The 16,968-nt window shown below is 67.9% G+C and carries 13 protein-coding genes; 4 read left to right on the plus strand and 9 right to left on the minus strand.

The features are described 5' to 3' along the window. Positions 1–37 precede the first annotated feature (37 nt). Together QK291_RS15365 and aspS are read right to left on the minus strand one after the other, a co-directional pair. Positions 38–817 (minus strand): GNAT family N-acetyltransferase, encoded by a 780-nt coding sequence (locus tag QK291_RS15365; RefSeq protein ID WP_282383479.1) that lies wholly within the window; start codon positions 815–817, stop codon positions 38–40. Between the two features lie 115 nt (positions 818–932). Further along, a complete protein-coding gene (gene aspS / locus QK291_RS15370; RefSeq protein WP_282383481.1) occupies positions 933–2,714 on the minus strand; it encodes an aspartate--tRNA ligase in 1,782 nt (593 codons plus the stop codon). A 107-nt stretch (positions 2,715–2,821) separates the two neighbouring features. On the opposite strand from aspS, the gene QK291_RS15375 reads away from it, so the two are divergent. After that, on the plus strand, positions 2,822–4,120 hold the full coding sequence (locus QK291_RS15375; RefSeq protein WP_282383483.1) for an APC family permease: 1,299 nt from the start codon (positions 2,822–2,824) through the stop codon (positions 4,118–4,120). Here QK291_RS15375 and hisS read toward each other — a convergent pair. After that, positions 4,117–5,487: a histidine--tRNA ligase gene (gene hisS, locus QK291_RS15380; protein ID WP_282383484.1), complete on the minus strand. Its 1,371-nt coding sequence runs from the start codon at positions 5,485–5,487 to the stop codon at positions 4,117–4,119. The genes QK291_RS15375 and hisS overlap by 4 nt on opposite strands. A 260-nt stretch (positions 5,488–5,747) precedes the next feature. On the opposite strand from hisS, the gene QK291_RS15385 reads away from it, so the two are divergent. The 3 genes from QK291_RS15385 to QK291_RS15395 all read left to right on the plus strand — a co-directional run bounded on the left by QK291_RS15385 (position 5,748) and on the right by QK291_RS15395 (position 9,039). Next, complete coding sequence (locus QK291_RS15385) at positions 5,748–6,548, plus strand: peptidylprolyl isomerase (protein WP_282383485.1); 801 nt, start codon at positions 5,748–5,750, stop codon at positions 6,546–6,548. Positions 6,549–6,609: 61 nt separating this feature from the next. After that, complete coding sequence (locus tag QK291_RS15390) at positions 6,610–8,271, plus strand: DUF349 domain-containing protein (RefSeq protein ID WP_282383488.1); 1,662 nt, start codon at positions 6,610–6,612, stop codon at positions 8,269–8,271. A 117-nt stretch (positions 8,272–8,388) separates the two neighbouring features. Beyond that, on the plus strand, positions 8,389–9,039 hold the full coding sequence (locus QK291_RS15395) for a hypothetical protein (RefSeq protein WP_282383493.1): 651 nt from the start codon (positions 8,389–8,391) through the stop codon (positions 9,037–9,039). A 30-nt stretch (positions 9,040–9,069) separates the two neighbouring features. On the opposite strand, the gene QK291_RS15400 is transcribed toward QK291_RS15395, so the two are convergent. From QK291_RS15400 to ruvA, 6 genes are all read right to left on the minus strand, one after another. Further along, positions 9,070–11,388: a bifunctional (p)ppGpp synthetase/guanosine-3',5'-bis(diphosphate) 3'-pyrophosphohydrolase gene (locus tag QK291_RS15400; RefSeq protein WP_282383496.1), complete on the minus strand. Its 2,319-nt coding sequence runs from the start codon at positions 11,386–11,388 to the stop codon at positions 9,070–9,072. 248 nt (positions 11,389–11,636) lie between these two features. After that, positions 11,637–12,659, minus strand: coding sequence for a protein translocase subunit SecF (secF, locus tag QK291_RS15405; RefSeq protein WP_282383499.1), 1,023 nt, complete (start codon positions 12,657–12,659; stop codon positions 11,637–11,639). Continuing rightward, a complete protein-coding gene (secD, locus tag QK291_RS15410; protein WP_282383502.1) occupies positions 12,660–14,426 on the minus strand; it encodes a protein translocase subunit SecD in 1,767 nt (588 codons plus the stop codon). Positions 14,427–14,532: 106 nt separating this feature from the next. Next, a complete protein-coding gene (gene yajC / locus QK291_RS15415) occupies positions 14,533–14,940 on the minus strand; it encodes a preprotein translocase subunit YajC (protein WP_282383583.1) in 408 nt (135 codons plus the stop codon). Between the two features lie 236 nt (positions 14,941–15,176). Next, entirely contained in the window at positions 15,177–16,289 is a 1,113-nt protein-coding gene (ruvB, locus tag QK291_RS15420) for a Holliday junction branch migration DNA helicase RuvB (RefSeq protein ID WP_282383505.1), read from the minus strand. Beyond that, a complete protein-coding gene (gene ruvA / locus QK291_RS15425) occupies positions 16,282–16,929 on the minus strand; it encodes a Holliday junction branch migration protein RuvA (RefSeq protein ID WP_282383508.1) in 648 nt (215 codons plus the stop codon). Before ruvA ends, ruvB begins: the two co-directional genes overlap by 8 nt. Positions 16,930–16,968: the final 39 nt, after the last annotated feature.

Genomic DNA, 16,968 nt, shown 5'->3' on the forward strand with positions numbered 1-16,968 from the left:
GCCCGGCGTCGGCCCTGCTGTTCGTCGCCGCCTGTTGTCAGCAGCCGGTCAGGTGCCGCTTGGGCCGTTCCTGCCGGTAGAGGTACCGGCCAGCGGCCTGGAATCCGGCGCGGGCATAGAGTTCCCGGGCGCCGGCATTGGCGGCCATCACCAGCAGCCAGTAGCTGCCGAGGCCCCGGGCGTCCCCTTCGCGCAGCAGGGCCTGCAGGATCCGGGCGGCGTGGCCGTTCCGCCGGGCGTCCGGGCGGGTCGCCATGCAGTACAGCCCGCCGGTCCCGCCATGAGGAAGAGCAAGGCGCCCGACGGCGGCGGGACGGCCGTCGTCGTCCCGCACGAGGGCGTACAGCGAGGGGCAGCGTTCAAGGATCCCTCGGGCGGCGGCGAGGGCAGCGTCGTCGCCGCGGCCGTCCACGCTCCACCAGAGCCGCAGCCACTCCGGAGAGGGCCCGGCCGAAATTTCGACGCCGCTGTCGGTGCCCGGGGATTCAGTGCCGCCGACCCGGACCAGCACCAGGGTCTCGGACTGCCGGGTGAACCTCTCCTCATCCAGTACGGCGTTGAGCGGCGCGGAGCACGGGTCCTCGAAGACCTGGAAGATCAGCGGCAGCCGGCGGTTGCGGTACCAGAGGCGCGCCTCCCGGAGCGCGGCCAGCAGTCTGTGGGGGTCCGCCCCGGGCTCGCGGGGCCAGACGGAGTTGGCCCGCTGCGTCACGCCGGAGGCGGCGCGGAGCATCCAGCCGCCGGATTCCTCCCGCTCGGCGGCCGGCCACGCGGCGTCCATCAGCTCCTCGAGCCTGGTCATCGGTTCCTGCCCCATCGGGCCCCTTTCCGTCCAGCGCACATCGTCCGGTACGTCCCGGGAGGAGTTCCGGGACATCAACAGCAAAGGCTCCCCGGTTGCCCGGAGAGCCTCTGCTGCTGATCACATCAGGCTACTTGGTGCCGTCCGCCTTCTTGGCCTCCGGCTTGAAGTCCACGCCGGCTTCCTTGCGCTGCTGCGCGGTGATCGGCGCCGGCGCCTGGGTCAGCGGGTCGAAGCCGCCGCCGGACTTCGGGAACGCGATGACGTCGCGGATGGACTCCACGCCGGCCAGCAGTGCGACGACACGGTCCCAGCCGAACGCGATGCCGCCGTGGGGAGGCGCGCCGAACTTGAAGCCCTCGAGCAGGAACCCGAACTTGGTCTGCGCGTCCGCCTTGTCCAGGCCCATCAGCTCGAAGACCCGTTCCTGGATGTCGCTCTGGTGGATACGGATGGAGCCGCCGCCGATTTCGTTGCCGTTGCAGACGATGTCATAGGCGTAGGACAGCGCGGATTCGGGATCCTTGTCGAAGCTGTCCATGAACTCCGGCTTGGGCGAGGTGAACGCGTGGTGCACGGCGGTCCACTGCCCGGCGCCGACGGCGACGTCGCCGGACGCGACGGCCGCTGCAGCCGGTTCGAACATCGGGGCGTCGACCACCCAGCAGAAGGCCCAGTCGCTCGGGTTGATAAGGCCGGTGCGGTGGCCGATCTCCACGCGGGCCGCGCCCAGCAGCGCGCGGGACGGCGACTTCTCGCCGGCGGCGAAGAAGATGCAGTCCCCCGGCTTCGCGCCAACGGCCTCGGCCAGTCCGGCGCGCTCGGTGTCGGTCAGGTTCTTGGCCACGGGGCCGGCGAGTTCGCCGTCTTCCTTGTACAGGACGTAGGCCAGGCCCTTCGCGCCGCGCTGCTTGGCCCATTCCTGCCAGGCATCGAGCGCGCGGCGGGCCTGGGAGGCTCCGCCCGGCATCACGACGGCGCCGACGTAGGGTGCCTTGAACACGCCGAAGTTGGTGTCTTTGAAGAACTCGGTCAGCTCGGTGAGTTCCAGGCCGAAGCGCAGGTCCGGCTTGTCCGAGCCGTAGCGGGCCATCGCGTCGTGGTAGGTGATGCGCTGGATCGGCGTCGGAATTTCGACGTCGATCAGCTTCCACAGTGCCTTCACGATGTTCTCGCCGATCCGGATGATGTCGTCCTGCTCGACGAAGCTGGCTTCGATGTCGAGCTGGGTGAACTCCGGCTGGCGGTCCGCGCGGAAGTCCTCATCGCGGTAGCAGCGGGCGATCTGGTAGTACTTCTCGAAACCGCCGACCTGCAGGAGCTGCTTGAACAGCTGCGGGGACTGCGGCAGCGCGTACCAGGAACCCGGCGCCAGGCGCGCGGGGACCACGAAGTCGCGGGCGCCTTCCGGGGTCGAGCGCGTCAGCGTCGGGGTTTCGATCTCGACGTAGCCGTCCTGGTGGAGCAGTTCCCGGGCGACACGGTTGGCCTCGGAGCGCAGGCGCATGTTGCGGGCGGGGCCGGGGCGGCGCAGGTCCAGGTAGCGGTGCTTGAGGCGGGCTTCCTCGCCGACTTCGACGTGCTCGTCGATCTGGAACGGCAGCGGCTCGGAGGTGTTGAGGATGGTGACCCTCTCGGCCATGACCTCGATCTCGCCGGTGGCCAGCGCCGGGTTCTCGTTGCCCTCCGGGCGCCGGGAGACGGTGCCGGTCACCTGCAGCACGTACTCGTTGCGCAGCCCGTGGAAGACTTCCTCTTCACGGACGACCACCTGGGACACCCCCGTGGCGTCGCGCAGGTCAACGAAGGCGACACCACCGTGGTCACGACGCCGGCCGACCCAGCCGGCGAGGGTTACGGTTTGTCCAATGTGCTCGGAGCGTAGGGATCCGAGGTCATGTGTGCGCAGCACAGCACGCCTTTCTGAAGAAGACAGAGGGAAATCAAAACTCATGTTCAATAGGATCGCTACTGGAACGATCCCGTTCGAGTTTACCCGCTGGAAAGGCCCCTCCCGCCATGGCAAGCCGCCGTCAGAACACAGCCTCCCCTGACCCGCGCACCCCCGGGCAGCTGCAGCGCCGCCTGGGCGTCCTGGATTCGACGGCGATCGGGCTCGGCTCCATGCTGGGCGCCGGGGTGTTTGTGGTCTTCGCGCCTGCCGCTGCCCTGGCCGGTCCCCTGCTGGCCGTCGCTGTGGCCCTGGCCGGTCTGATCGCGTACTGCAACGCGGTGGCCTCGGCCCAGCTGGCCGCCCAGTATCCTTCCAGCGGCGGCACCTACATCTACGGGCGGACGCGGCTGGGCGAATGGCCGGGCTTCATCGCCGGCTGGGGCTTCGTAACCGGAAAAACCGCCTCCTGCGCGGCGATGGCCCTCACGTTCGGCCACTATGCGGCCCCGGACTTCGCCACGCCGCTGGCGGTGTCCGCCGTTGTGGTCCTGACCGGCGTGAACCTGCTCGGGATCACCCGGACGGCCCTGCTGACCCGGATCCTGCTGGCCGTGGTGCTCGCCACTCTTGCGTTCGTGGCGGCGGCGTCGATGCTGGGACCGCATCCTGCATCCGACGGTGCAGCCGCCAGCGCCGCGGCGGCGGGCGGCTGGGGTGTGCTCCCGGCGGCGGGACTGATGTTCTTCGCCTTTGCCGGGTACGCCCGGATCGCGACGCTGGGCGAGGAGGTCAAGGACCCGACCCGCACCATTCCGCGGGCCATTCTCGCGGCCCTGGCCGCGGCGTTCGTCATCTATCTCGGGATGGCGCTGCTGCTGCAGTGGCATCTGCCGGCGGAACAGCTGGCCGGTTCGACGGCGCCGCTGCTCGACGCCGTCACCAGTTCGGCGCTCAGCGCCGGCGCCCCGTTCGTGCAGGCGGGCGCGGCCGCCGCGTGCCTCGGCGCGCTGCTGGCACTGATCACGGGGGTGGGCCGGACTGCGATGGCGATGGCGCGGGAACGTGACCTGCCGTCCCCGCTCGCCCGGGTCGGCGGAGCGAACACGGTTCCGTTCCTCGCCGAACTGACCGTCGCGGCCGCCGTCATTTTACTGCTGCTGAGCACCAACGTGCTGACCGTCGTGGGCTTCTCCAGCTTCGGCGTGCTGGTCTACTACTCGGTGACGAATGCCGCGGCCTTCACGCTGTCCGCGCGGCCCTGGCATGCGCCGCGCTGGCTGAACGTCCTGGGGTTCCTCGGCTGCCTGGTCCTGGCCGTGACCCTGCCGCCCGCCTCGGTGCTGGGCATGGCCGCAGTGCTGGCGGTCGGTGTGGCCGGGCGCTTCCTGGTGCTGCGGCTGCGGCGCCGGAAAGCCGCCGCCTAGGCTTTCAGGACCCGGACGTGCAGGTCCTCCGCGGCGGGCGCCCAGGTGGCCGGATCGGCGTCGACCTGCTCGCCGGAGCGGATGTCCTTGACCTGGTGTTTGCCGTCGTCGTCGGTGAACCAGACGAAGGGGATGCCGCGGCGGTCCGCGAATTTGATCTGCTTGCCGAACTTCTCGGCCTTGGCCGCCACCTCGGTGGCGATCCCGCGGCTGCGCAGTTCCGCGGCGACGTCCTGCGCGGCGCCCCAGCTGTCGTCGCTGCTCAGCGCCACCAGCACGGCGGTCGGCACGGAGCGTGTTGCTTTGGCGAGCTCCTGGCTGAGGATCCGGGAGACCAGCCGGGTCACGCCGATGGAGAGCCCGACGCCGGGGAACTTGCGGTTCCCCTTGCTGGCGAGGGCGTCGTAGCGCCCGCCGGAGCAGATCGAGCCGAGCTGTTCGTGGCCCACCAGGACGGTTTCGACCACGGTGCCGGTGTAGTAGTCCAGGCCGCGGGCGATGCTGAGGTCGGCGACGACCTTGCCGGGCGCCCGCTGGACGGCTGCGGCGATGACCTGCTCCAGTTCGGTCAGGCCCTCCTCGAGCAGGTCGTTGCTGACCCCGAGGGCGCGGACCTGCTCCACGAAGGAGGTGTCCCCGGTGCGGATCGAGGCCAGTTTCAGGGCGGCCTGGGCCTGCTCGTCGCTGGCTCCGAGCTCGGTTTTGAGCAGCTCAGCCACCTTGGCGGGGCCGATCTTTTCGAGCTTGTCGATGCTGCGCAGCACGCCGGCGGTGTCGGTGAGTCCAATGCCGTTGTAGAAGCCCTCGGCCAGCTTGCGGTTGTTGATCCGGAGCAGGAAAGCCGGGATCGGCAGGGCGCTCAGGGCCTCGGCGATGACCAGCGCAATCTCGACGTCGTAACGGAACGGCAGCTCGCCGTCGCCCACAATGTCGATGTCGGCCTGGGTGAACTCGCGGGCGCGGCCTTCCTGCGGACGCTCCCCGCGCCAGACCTTCTGGATCTGGTAGCGGCGGAACGGGAAAGCAAGGTAGCCGGCGTTCTCCACGACGTACCGGGCAAAGGGCACGGTGAGGTCGAAGTGCAGCGCCAGGGCGTGCGGATCGCCCCGGTGCGACTTGGCGGCATCCGTGTTTGTCGCGGCTGCGCCTTCGCCGTCGTCGTCCTGGAGCCGGCTCAGCCCGTAGACCTCTTTGTCGATCTCACCCTTGCGCAGCAGCTGCCCGACCGTCTCCACCGCGCGGGTTTCAATGGAGGAAAAGCCATGGAGTTCGAAGACCCGGCGCAGCGTGTCCAGCACATGCAGCTCCACCAGCCGCTCCTCGGGAAGCCACTCGGGGAATCCGGACAGGGAGGCGGTGCGTGCCATGGTGGATTTTTCTCCTCAGGTAAAACCGGCCGGAGTCTCCTGCGCCGCGCTGCGGCCGAAACGGGCCGCCCGAAACGGGGATCAGATGGATGGCAGACAGGCCGGTCATGCATAAACTGTGTGCGGCAGTCAGTTTATGCGTTCCGCGCCCGCAACTTCTAATGCGGCCGGCCACGCCCCGGCTGCCGGCAGCATTACTGCTGAACACACGACGGCGCCCACGCGCCGCCGTCGATTCGGCCCTACACCCAGGAGGACCTTTGGCGGCCAGTTCACGGAGCGCCCGCGAAGCCAAGCGGCGCGTCCAGCAAATGGAGGCGAAGCGCGGGCTGCGCAAGGAGCAGGACAAGCGCCGCAGGCGCGACAACTTCCTCGCCGTTGCCGCCGGAACGGCCGCGGTCGTCGTTGCCATGGTGCTGCAGCTGACGGTCTTCTCCTCCAATCCCACCGAGGACGAATACGCCGCCGCCCAGGCAGGGCTGACCACCCCGCCGGCTACGCCGTCGCCCTCCCCCAGCAACGCCGACAACATCCCGAAGCCTGAAACGGCCGCCGGCCAGACCTTCACCGGCGAACTCAAGCTCAACAGCGGGACGCTCGGCGTCGAACTGGACGGCACCAACGCACCCCAGGCGGCCGCCGTCTTCAAGTCCCTCGCGGACCAGAACTTTTACGCCGGGCTCAGCTGCCACCGCCTCACCACCGCCGAGACGTTCGGCGTGCTGCAGTGCGGCTCCAAGGCCGGCGACGGCAGCAGCGACCCGGGCTTCACCTGGGGCCCGTTGGAGAACACCCCGGCGGACGATACCTACCCGGCCGGAACCATCGCCGTGGCCCGCAGCGGCGGGAACGCCTACGGCAACGGCACCCAGTTCTTCATTGTGTACAAGGACACCGTCATCCCGGCGGACGCCGCGGGCGGTTACACCGTGGTGGGGAAGGTGACCTCGGGACTGGACGCGGTGACCAATATTGCGGCCGCCGGACTAAAACCGGGTGATAACGCCACAGACGGCGCCCCTGCGGAACCAGTCACGATAGACTCGTTCTCTCTGAAGTAACCAGCCGTTGCCCTTGCGGCCACGGCCCCAGCATTTCCCTCCAAGCGAAAGACTTCTAGCGGTGACAGACAGTCAGAAATCCGACGAAACAGTGTCAGCAGCAGCTGCCAACGAGACCGAAACTGAGGCTGCGTTCGTAGAGCAGAGCGCAGAACACAGCCCAGAAGAGGGCGCAGCACAGGCGACAGACACTCCCACCAGCACGAAGCCGGAGACGGCGAACGCGCCCGGGGCGGCGGCCGCTAAAACAGAGACCGAGGCCGCACCTGAGGCTGCTTCGGCCCCGGCCGGGGACGTTGGACCCCAGGCTCCGGCTGCGGAAGCCGCCCCTGCGGCTCCCGAGGCACCCGCCGCTGCAGCGGCCGTCGCGCGTCCGGCGCCGTCACCGGCCGCCTTCGCCGCCCGGCCGAAGTCCAAGGCCTCCCCGGCAGCTCCGGCGGCAGCACCGGTCGCTGTGTCCTCTGCCGCCTCGCTGGCCGAAGCCGCACGCTGGGGCCGCGTCGAGGGCGACGGCCACGTGTTCCTGACCGTCGACGGCGAGGAACATCCCGTTGGCCAGTACCCCGGTGTCAGCGCTGACGAGGCCCTGGGCTATTTCGCCCGGAAGTACGACGACGTCGTGGCGCAGATTGTCCTGCTGGAACAGCGAGTGAGCTCCAAGGCCCCCGCCACGGACATGCAGAAGACCGTCACCCACCTCCGGGAGCAGCTCGCCGAACGCAACATGGTGGGCGACCTTCGCTCCGCAGAAGCCCGGCTCGACACCCTGGCGACGCAGATCTCGGAGCTCGAAAAGACCGAGAAGGCCGAACATGACGCCGTCCGTGCCGCCGAACTGGCCGCGCGCGAGGCGATTGTGGCCGAGGCCGAAGAGATCGCGGGCCACGACCCGGCCCAGATCCAGTGGAAGACCTCCAGCGCCCGGATGAACGAACTGTTCGAGAGCTGGAAGACCGCACAGAAGAGCGGCGTCCGGCTCGGGCGCAGCAACGAGGATGCGCTCTGGAAGCGTTTCCGTGCCGCCCGGACCGTCTTTGACAGGCACCGCCGCGCGTACTTCTCCCAGCTGGACAGCACCAACTCGGCAGCCAAGGCCGCCAAGGAAAAGCTGATCACCGAGGCCGAGGCCCTCTCGACCTCCACCGACTGGGGCTTTGCGGCCGGTGAATACCGCCGTCTGATGGATGAGTGGAAGGCGTCACCGCGCGCCAGCCGCAAGGACGACGACGCCCTCTGGGCCCGATTCCGGGCCGCGCAGGACGTCTTCTTCACCAACCGCCAGGCAGCCAATGACGAGATCGACCAGGAATACGGCGCCAATCTGGTGGTCAAGGAAGCCCTGCTCGCGGAAGCCAATGAGCTGCTTCCCATCAAGGACCTCGCCGCCACGAAGAAGGCGCTCCAGTCCATCCGGGACCGCTGGGAAGAGGCCGGCAAGGTTCCCCGCGCCGACATGGCGCGCGTCGAGGCCGGACTGCGGAAGGTCGAAGACGCCGTCCGCAACGCCGAGGACGAGAACTGGAAGCGCTCCAACCCCGAGACGAAGGCCCGCACCAACAGCGCGCTGACGCAGCTTGAGTCGGCCATCGCAGGACTCAGGGACGACCTCGCCAAGGCCGAGAAGGCCGGCGACGAGCGCAAGATCAAGGCGGCCAAGGAAGCCCTCGAGGCCCGGGAGGCCTGGCTGGAACAGCTCGAGAAGTCCGCGAGCGAGCTCTCCTAGCAGCAGGAGCCACAGTGCCCGGCTTTTCGAAGCAGGTCCAAGCAGGCCCCGCACCGGTTATCCACATGACCGGGTCGGGGCCTGTTTGCTGTGCCGGGAAGCCGACACGATGGCTGAATGGTCATTCTTCACGGCCCGCCCCCGCACCAGCCAGTCCCGCACCAGCCAGTCCCGCACCAGCCAGCCGCGCACGAGCCAGCCCCGTCTGAGCTGTACTCCCCAGGGGCACTGTTCTCCTGGCCCGAGCTCCAGGCGATGGCGGCCGACGGCTTGCTGACGCAGCTGTACCAGCGCGCCTACCTTGCGCCGGGCACCCGGCCCACCACGCAGCTCCGGGCCCGTGCGGCGTCCGTTCTCGTCAGTCCGGCCATCCGCCAGCGGGTCGTCGCTGGGAGGATGACGGCGGCCTGGATCTATGGCTGCGCCGCTGAACCGGACCGGCTCGCCATGCTGGTGGACGCCAGCCGGCGGATTTCCAGCCTGCGGTCCACCCGGGGCTGCACCTTCCATGAGGTGCGCCTGGGCCCGTTCGACGTCGTGAGCCTGGGCGGGCTGATGGTCTCCAGCCCGCTGCGGACCTCGGTGGACATCGCCCTGCATGTGGACCCCGGGCGGGCGGTGCCGGCCCTGCGGGCGCTCCTGGGCAAGCCCGAGCTGGGCCTGAGGCTGCGGCTGCTCGTGCACGCCATTGAGTCCACCCCCCGCATGCCTTACAGGAAGGCGGCCCTGGCAAAGCTCGAACAGCTCCGGGCCGGCCCGGCCCCGTAGCGCCGGACACCCGGCCCGTTCGACCGCCCCTTAGCTGCGCCGGCGGTTGCCAGTGGTCCGGTAGACGTCGAACACGCCGTCGATGCGGCGTACGGCGCTCAACACGTGGGTCAGGTACTTCGGGTCGCCCATCTCGAAGGCGAACTTCGAGATGGCCACCCGGTCCGTGGACGTGTGCACGCTGGCCGCCAGGATGTTGACGTGGTTTTCCGACAGGATCCTGGTCACATCCGAGAGCAGCGACTTGCGGTCGAGGGCTTCAACCTGGATTTCGACCAGGAAGACGCTTGACTGCGTGGGGGCCCACTCGACCTCCACGATCCGGTCGGGTTGCTCGAGCAGTCCGCTGACGTTCGTGCAGTCCGTCCTGTGCACGGAGACGCCGGAGCCGCGGGTGACGAAGCCCAGGATCGGGTCCGGCGGCACCGGGGTGCAGCACCGGGCGAGTTTGACCCACACGTCGTCCACGCCGCGCACCACAACGCCCGAATCGGAGTACCGGGTCTTGGTGACCTGGGTGGGAATGGAAATCTCGGTGAGGTCGTCCTCGGGGGTGTCGTTGCCGCTGAGGCTCTCCACCAGGCGTTCCATGACGGACTGGGCGGAGGTGTGCCCGTCGCCCACCCCGGCGTAGAGCCCGGAGATGTCGACGTATTTGAAGTCCTCCGCGACGGCGGCGAGGGCGTCGTGCGTCATCAGTCGCTGCAACGGGAGGTTCTGCTTGCGCATCGCCTTGGTCAGCAGTTCCTTGCCGCGGTCGATCGACTCTTCGCGGCGTTCCTTGCTGAACCACTGCCTGATCTTGTTGCGGGCCCGGGCGCTTTTGACGAAGTGCTGCCAGTCCTGGCTGGGACCCGCGCCTTCAGCCTTGGAGGTGAATATTTCCACCCAGTCGCCGTGGTTGAGTTCGCTGTTGAGCGGGACGAGCTTGCCGTTGACGCGGGCGCCGATGGTCCGGTGTCCCACCTCGGTGTGGACTGCGTAGGCGAAGTCCACGGGTGTGGAGCCGGCGGGCAGTGCCATGACCTCGCCCTTGGGGGTGAAGACGAAGACTTCCCGGGCGTTGATTTCAAAGCGCAGGGAGTCCAGGAATTCGCCGGGGTCGGAGGTTTCCTGCTGCCAGTCCACCAGCGAGCGGAGCCAGCCCATGTCGCCGTCACGCGGGCTTCCGGGTCCCGCCGCCGCCCGGTTCGGCTGGTCCTTGTACTTCCAGTGCGCAGCGACTCCGTATTCGGCGCGGCGGTGCATCTCGTGGGTGCGGATCTGGATTTCCACGGGCTTGCCGCCGGGGCCGATCACCGTGGTGTGCAGCGACTGGTACATGTTGAATTTGGGCATCGCGATGTAGTCCTTGAACCGCCCGGGGAGGGGGTTCCAGCGCGAGTGCATGGCGCCCAGGGCCGCGTAACAGTCCCGGACGGAGTCGACCAGGACCCGGACGCCCATCAGGTCGTTGATGTCGTCGAAGTCCTTGTCCCGGACGATCATCTTCTGGTAGATCGAGTAGTAGTGCTTCGGCCGGCCCGTGATGGTGGCCTTGATCTTGGCCTCGCGCAGGTCCTCGGTGATCTGGTTCCGGATGACGGAGAGGTTCTTTTCCCGTTCGGGGGTCCGGTCCCCCACCATACGCACGATTTCCTCGTAGACCTTCGGGTAGAGGGCCGCAAAGGAGAGGTCTTCCAGTTCCCACTTGATCGTGTTCATGCCGAGCCGGTGCGCCAGCGGGGCGAAGATTTCCAGGGTCTCCCGGGCCTTGCGTGCCGAGGACTCGGCTGAGACGAAGCGCCAGGTCCGGGCGTTGTGCAGCCGGTCAGCCAGCTTGATCATCAGGACACGGATGTCCTTGGCCATGGCCACGACCATCTTGCGCACGGTCTCGGACTGCGCGGCCTCCCCGAAGCTGACCTTGTCCAGCTTGGTGACACCGTCCACCAGCATGGCGACCTCCGGCCCGAACTCGGCCTTCAGGTCCTCCAGGGTGTATGAGGTGTCCTCGACGGTATCGTGCAGGAGCGCCGCTGCCAGCGTGGTTCCGCTGAGCCCGAGCTCGGCCAGGATGGTGGCGACCGCGACGGGATGCGTGATGTAGGGATCGCCGCTCTTGCGCTTCTGGCCCCGGTGGCAGCTTTCGGCCACGACGAAGGCGCGCTGGATGAGGTCGAAGTCCTCTTTCGGGTTGTTGGCCCGCACCGCGCGCAGCAGTGGCTCGAGGATGGGCGAATATGCGGGGGCGCCGCGCCCGGTCAGGCGGGCGAGGCGGGAGCGGGTGCGCTCGCGCCGGCCGGGGAAGGTGGGGCGCGCCCCCGAGCTGTCCACCGGGACCAGCGGATCGGCGCGTCCGGGAGCCACCACACCAGTCTGGGAACCCTGGCCTGGAGCCTTATCCGTCGGCGCTGATGGCACCGGCGTCGAACGTTCTTCCAATGGAGCACCTCTCCGAACCCGTTAATTCTTCCAGTGTATTCCCGCAGCAGGATACTTCGATAACCGGCGGCAGTACGCCGACGGGCCGGAGAGCGTCACGAATGACGTTCTCCGGCCCGTTGGGGACCACGGGGAAGACCCCGGTGGTGACCTGTCCGGCGGGACCGTGGCGGCTATGCCGTGGCCGGCTCCGCCGGGGAGCCGGCAGTGGCGGCAGCATGGGCGCGGCGATTGTGCACACGCTCGGCCTGTTTGACCAGCTCCGGTTCGCCCCGGCGCAGCCAGGCGTAAAGCGGCGCGGCGATGAAAATTGTGGCCGCCGTGCCGACCAGGATCCCGACGAAGAGGGCCAGCGAGAGATCCCGCAGCGTCCCGGCGCCCAGCAGTCCGGCACCGATGAACAGAATGGCGCCGACCGGGAGGATTGCCACCATCATGGTGTTGATCGACCGGACCAGGGTCTGGTTGACGGCCAGGTTGACTTCCTCGCCAAACGTCCGCCGGGTGGAGGCCTGGAGGTCCGCGGTGTTCTCACGGATCTTGTCGAAGACCACCACTGTGTCGTACAGCGAGTAGCTCAGCACCGTCAGGAAACCGATGATGGCAGACGGCGTGACTTCAAAGTCGCTGAGGGCGTAGACCCCGGCGGTGACGAACATCGTCACGAGCATGCCCACGATCGCTGAGAGCGACATTTTCCAGGTCCGGAAGTACAGCGCCATCAGCACGGCGGCGAGCCCCACGAAGATCGCCAGGCCCAGCAGGGCCTGCTTGGTGACGTCAGCACCCCAGGTGGGGCCGATAAAGGTCGAGGTCACCTCGTTGTCCGTCACGCCGTAGGCCGAGGTGAGGCCCGCCTTGATCTGGAGCGTCTCATCTTCGGTGAGCTTGTCGGTCTGGATCCGCATCGTGTTGCCGGCGACGTTCGCCACCCGCGGGACGGCGCCGGGGACAACGTCCTCAACAGCCTTCTCGCCGACGGCAGCGTCGGTGGTCTTTACGTTGGAGACGGTGAATTCGGAGCCGCCGCGGAATTCGATGCCGAGGTTGAAGCCCCCCTTGACGACCGGCAGGAGGATCGACAGCGCCACGAGGACGGCCGCGATCAGGAACCAGATCTTCTTGGATTCCACGAAGTCGTACGAGCGTTTGCCCGTGTAGAGCTCATTACCGAAATTGGCGAAGCTGGTGGCCATTTAGTTGCCCTCCTTGGACGCGCTCTTGGAGGAGCCAGCAAGCTGTTCCTGTCGTTCCGCGAGGCGTCGTTCTGCAATGGTCATCCGGCGTTCGGCCTCGGCCTTGGCGCCGGTGTTCTTGGCGCGGAGCGCGGCAACAGCAGCCGGCTTGTCCGCGGGAGTGCGGAACCGGCCCGCGCCCCGGTACAGGGGAACGGCGCCGAGGCTCTTCGGGTCCAGTCCGGAGAGCGGGTGTCCTTCACCGAAGAACTTGGTGCGGGCCAGCAGCTGCAGCGTCGGGTGGGTGAACATAAAGACCACGATGAGGTCGGCGATGGCTGTCAGCCCGAGCGTGAACGCGAAGCCGCGGACGTTGCCCACTGCCACGAAGTACAGCACCAGGGCGGCCAGCAGGTTGACGGCCTTGGACGCCAGGACGGTGCGCTTGGCACGCTTCCAGCCGTTCTCGACCGCGGAGACGAGGCCGCGGCCCTCCCGGAGCTCATCGCGGATGCGTTCAAAGTAGACGATGAATGAGTCCGCGGTCTGCCCGATGGCCACGATGATGCCTGCGACGCCGGCAAGGGACAGCCGGTAGTTCTCGGTCCAGCCCAGGATCCCGATGGCCAGGTACGTCAGAGCGCCGGCCATCACCAGCGAGGCGACGGTGACCAGGCCCAGTGCCCGGTACTGGATCAGCGAGTAGACCACCACCAGCAGCAGGCCGATCAGGCCGGCGAGCATACCCATCCGGAGCTGCTCGCCACCGAGGGTTGCCGAAATCTGTTGTTCGCTCTGGATCTCGAAGCTGATCGGCAGTGCGCCGAAGCGGAGCTGGTCGGAGAGGGCCTTCGCGGACTCCTCGGTGAAGCCGCCGGTGATCTGCGGGCGGCCGTCGGTAATGACGGCGAGGGACCGCGGAGCGGAGATGACCTGGTCGTCGAGGACGATCGCGAACTGGGACTTCGGATCCGAGCCGCTCTGGCCGCCGCCGGCGGTGTAGAACTGGTACAGCCGGTCGGTGACTTCCTTGAACTTGGCGGTGCCTTCTTCGTTGAACTGGATGTTGACAGCCCACTCGTTGGTCACGGCTCCCTGGGCACCGCGCTGCAGCTGGAAGGAGGAACCTGCGATGTCGGCGCCCTTGACCTCGACCGGGCCCAGGATGTACTTGATCGCCGGCGAGTTGGCGGAGGCCGGTTCGCAGGTGACCAGCGGCTTGGCCGGGTCGGAGCGCTCCTGCTTGTCCTGTGCCGGGTTGTCACAGTCGAGCGTCTCGAACTTCTTGTAAATTTCTGGGGTGATCCAGTTCACGTCGCTGCCGTTGGCGGGCTCGGCGGTGGGCTTGGGCAGCTTGTCGTCCGGGGTCAGTGACTCCGCGGGGACGGCTGCGCCCGGACCTGCCTGCAGGACGGGCCGGAAGTTCATGTCGGCGGACGCCTGGATCAGCGCGCGGGTTTCCTTGGACGGTGTGCCCGGCAGGCTGACGACGACGTTGCGTCCGGACTGCGTGCTGATTTCAGCTTCCGCGACGCCCGAGCCGTCCACGCGCTGGCGGATGATCGCCACGGCCTGGTTGAGTTGGTCTTCGGTGATGTCCGAACCGCCCTCAACCTTGGGCGCCAGGATCATCTGGGTGCCGCCTTCAAGGTCCAGGGCGAGCTTGGGAGCCCAGCTCGCCTGGCCGGCCATGGTGCCGCCTGCCAGGATGGCGGTCAGGACGGCGAGGATAACACCGAGCCAGACCAGCACCCTGAGGGCTGTGTTTTTGGGGCCAGTTCGTGCCATTGTCGATCTTTCTTTTATTTACGGAGGTAACCGCCAGGCGGCCCGGTCGGGCCGCTCCGGCGGTGGCCCGCAGCCGTTACTTCGCGGGATAGCTCAAACAGGCAGACTAGCTGTCTTTCCTGCCTTCGTCGTTGAGGCGGCGCTGGGTTTCTTCCGGCGTCTCGTTGCGCGGGGCATCGTTGACGGGGGCGGCGCTCTCGGCCTTGTCGATGGTCAGCGAGGAGGCGTCGTCCGGAACGACCGTGGGCTCCCCGGCGGCGACTACCGGCTCGACGATCTTGGTGACGGCCTGGCGGTGGACCGTGGCGGTGTTGCCCGGGGAGAGTTCCAGCAGGACCTTGTTCTCTTCATCGTCGATCTCGACGATGCGGCCGTACAGGCCGAAGCTGGTCATGACCTCGACGCCCGGGGCGAACTTCGACTGGAGCTGCGCCTGCTGCTGCTGGGTCTTCTTGTTGCGGCGGAACATCATGAAGACGAAGACGCCGAGCATGGCGAACAACAGGATGGTCATGATGTCGATGCCGCCGCCGGCCTGCGGCTGGGTCTGGGCAGAAATAAGTCCGAACACAGGGATTGTTCCGTTCTGTACTTGCGTAGCTGGTTTTCCAGCAACGTCCGCTTCGCTCCGGGCTGGCTGGGTGTCTCGCCGAGCCGACGGCGGCCAGGTGCTGGCCGCGCGCGCAGAAACAAAGACCCGAACGTGCCGAGCGTCTTTCCAGTCTAAAGGGAAAAGGTTACGAGGCGGTGCTATTGACTATTACGGATCCATTCCGGATCGGCGTCCTGGCCCTGTCCGCCCTGGAGCCCGGGGCTGTCGTCCTCGGCCGGAAAGAGCTCGAGCGGGTTCTGGGCGAAGATTCCGGGCGGCACCGCGAAGCCGAGGTGCGTCCACGCCGGGGCGAGCGCGATGCGCCCCCGCGGGGTCCGTCCCAGCAGACCCTCGCGGACGAGGTACGGCTCGGCGACGGTTTCCACCGTTTCGGTCTCTTCGCCCACTGCGATGGCCAAGGTGGACAGGCCCACTGGACCTCCGCCGAATTTGGTGATGAGCGCCTCCAGGACGGCACGGTCGAGCCGGTCCAGTCCGCGTTTGTCGACCTCATACATGTCCAGGGCCGCGGAGGCGGCACGGGCATCGATCTGCTCGATGCCGTGGACCAGCGCCCAGTCGCGGACCCGGCGCAGGAGCCTGTTGGCGATGCGGGGCGTGCCGCGGGAGCGGCCGGCGATTTCGCTGAAGCCGGCGGAGTTAACCTTGAGGTCCAGGAGCCCGGCGGAGCGCCGGAGGACGAGTTCGAGTTCGGCCACGGAGTAGAACTCGAGATGGCCGGTGAAGCCGAAGCGGTCCCGGAGCGGTCCGGGCAGCAGGCCGGCGCGGGTGGTGGCGCCCACCAGGGTGAAGGGCGGCAGTTCCAGCGGGATGGCAGTGGCCCCGGCACCCTTGCCGACGACGATGTCGACCCGGAAATCTTCCATTGCCATGTAGAGCATTTCCTCGGCCGGCCGGGACATCCGGTGGATCTCGTCGAGGAAGAGCACTTCACCTTCGGAAAGCGAGGACAGGATGGCGGCCAGATCGCCGGCGTGCTGGATGGCAGGACCGCTGCTGATCCGCAGCGGGGCGTTCATCTCGGCCGCGATGATCATGGACAGCGTGGTTTTGCCCAGCCCGGGAGGTCCCGAGAGCAGGACATGGTCGGCGCTGCGGCCGCGCATGCGCGAGGCCTCAAGGACGAGGGAGAGCTGCCGGCGGACCCGGTGCTGGCCGACGAAGTCGTGCAGGTTCTTGGGCCTGAGGGCGGCTTCGATGACCCGCTCCTCCGGCTCCTCTCCCCCGGCGACAACCGACGGCTCAGCCACGGGCGCCTACCCTGTTCCCGGCGCGGGCGCCGTCCTGGCCCAGCCAGCGGAGGGTGGCCCGCAGGATCTCGGCCACGTTGCCCTTCTCGGCCAGTTCGGGCGAATCAGCCAGGGATTTGTCAATGCTCGACGTGGCGTCCTTCTCGGACCAGCCCAGGCTCGTCATCGCGGCGACGACCTGCGGCTTCCAGACCGCTTCGGAGGAGGCCGCCGGAGCCGGGGCACCGGCAGCGGTACCGAGCGGCACGAGCTTACCGGCCAGCTCCAGCACGATCCGGCCGGCGACCTTGGGGCCGATGCCGGGCACCTTGGTGAATGCCTTCCCGTCGCCGGAGTGCGCGGCGACGCGGATCGCCTCGGGCTCATGCACGGCCAGGACCGCCAGCGCCAGCCGGGGCCCGACGCCGCTGACGCTGAGCAGGATGTCGAAGACTTCGCGTTCGTCGTCGCTGCCGAAGCCGAACAGGGTGAGGGAATCCTCGCGGACGATCAGGGAGGTGAAGAGCTTCCCCTCCTCGCCGGTGCGGAGCCTGCTGAGGGTCTGCGGGGTGGCGTTGACGCTCATGCCGGCGCCGTTGAGGTCGATCACGGCGGAGGACAGGCCGACGTGCGCTACGGTTCCGCGGAGAAAACTGATCAAAGCCGGGCTCCTGAAAATTCAGCTGAAATAGAGAACCGG

The organism is Arthrobacter sp. AL12 (assembly GCF_029960645.1).
Lineage (GTDB): Bacteria > Actinomycetota > Actinomycetes > Actinomycetales > Micrococcaceae > Arthrobacter.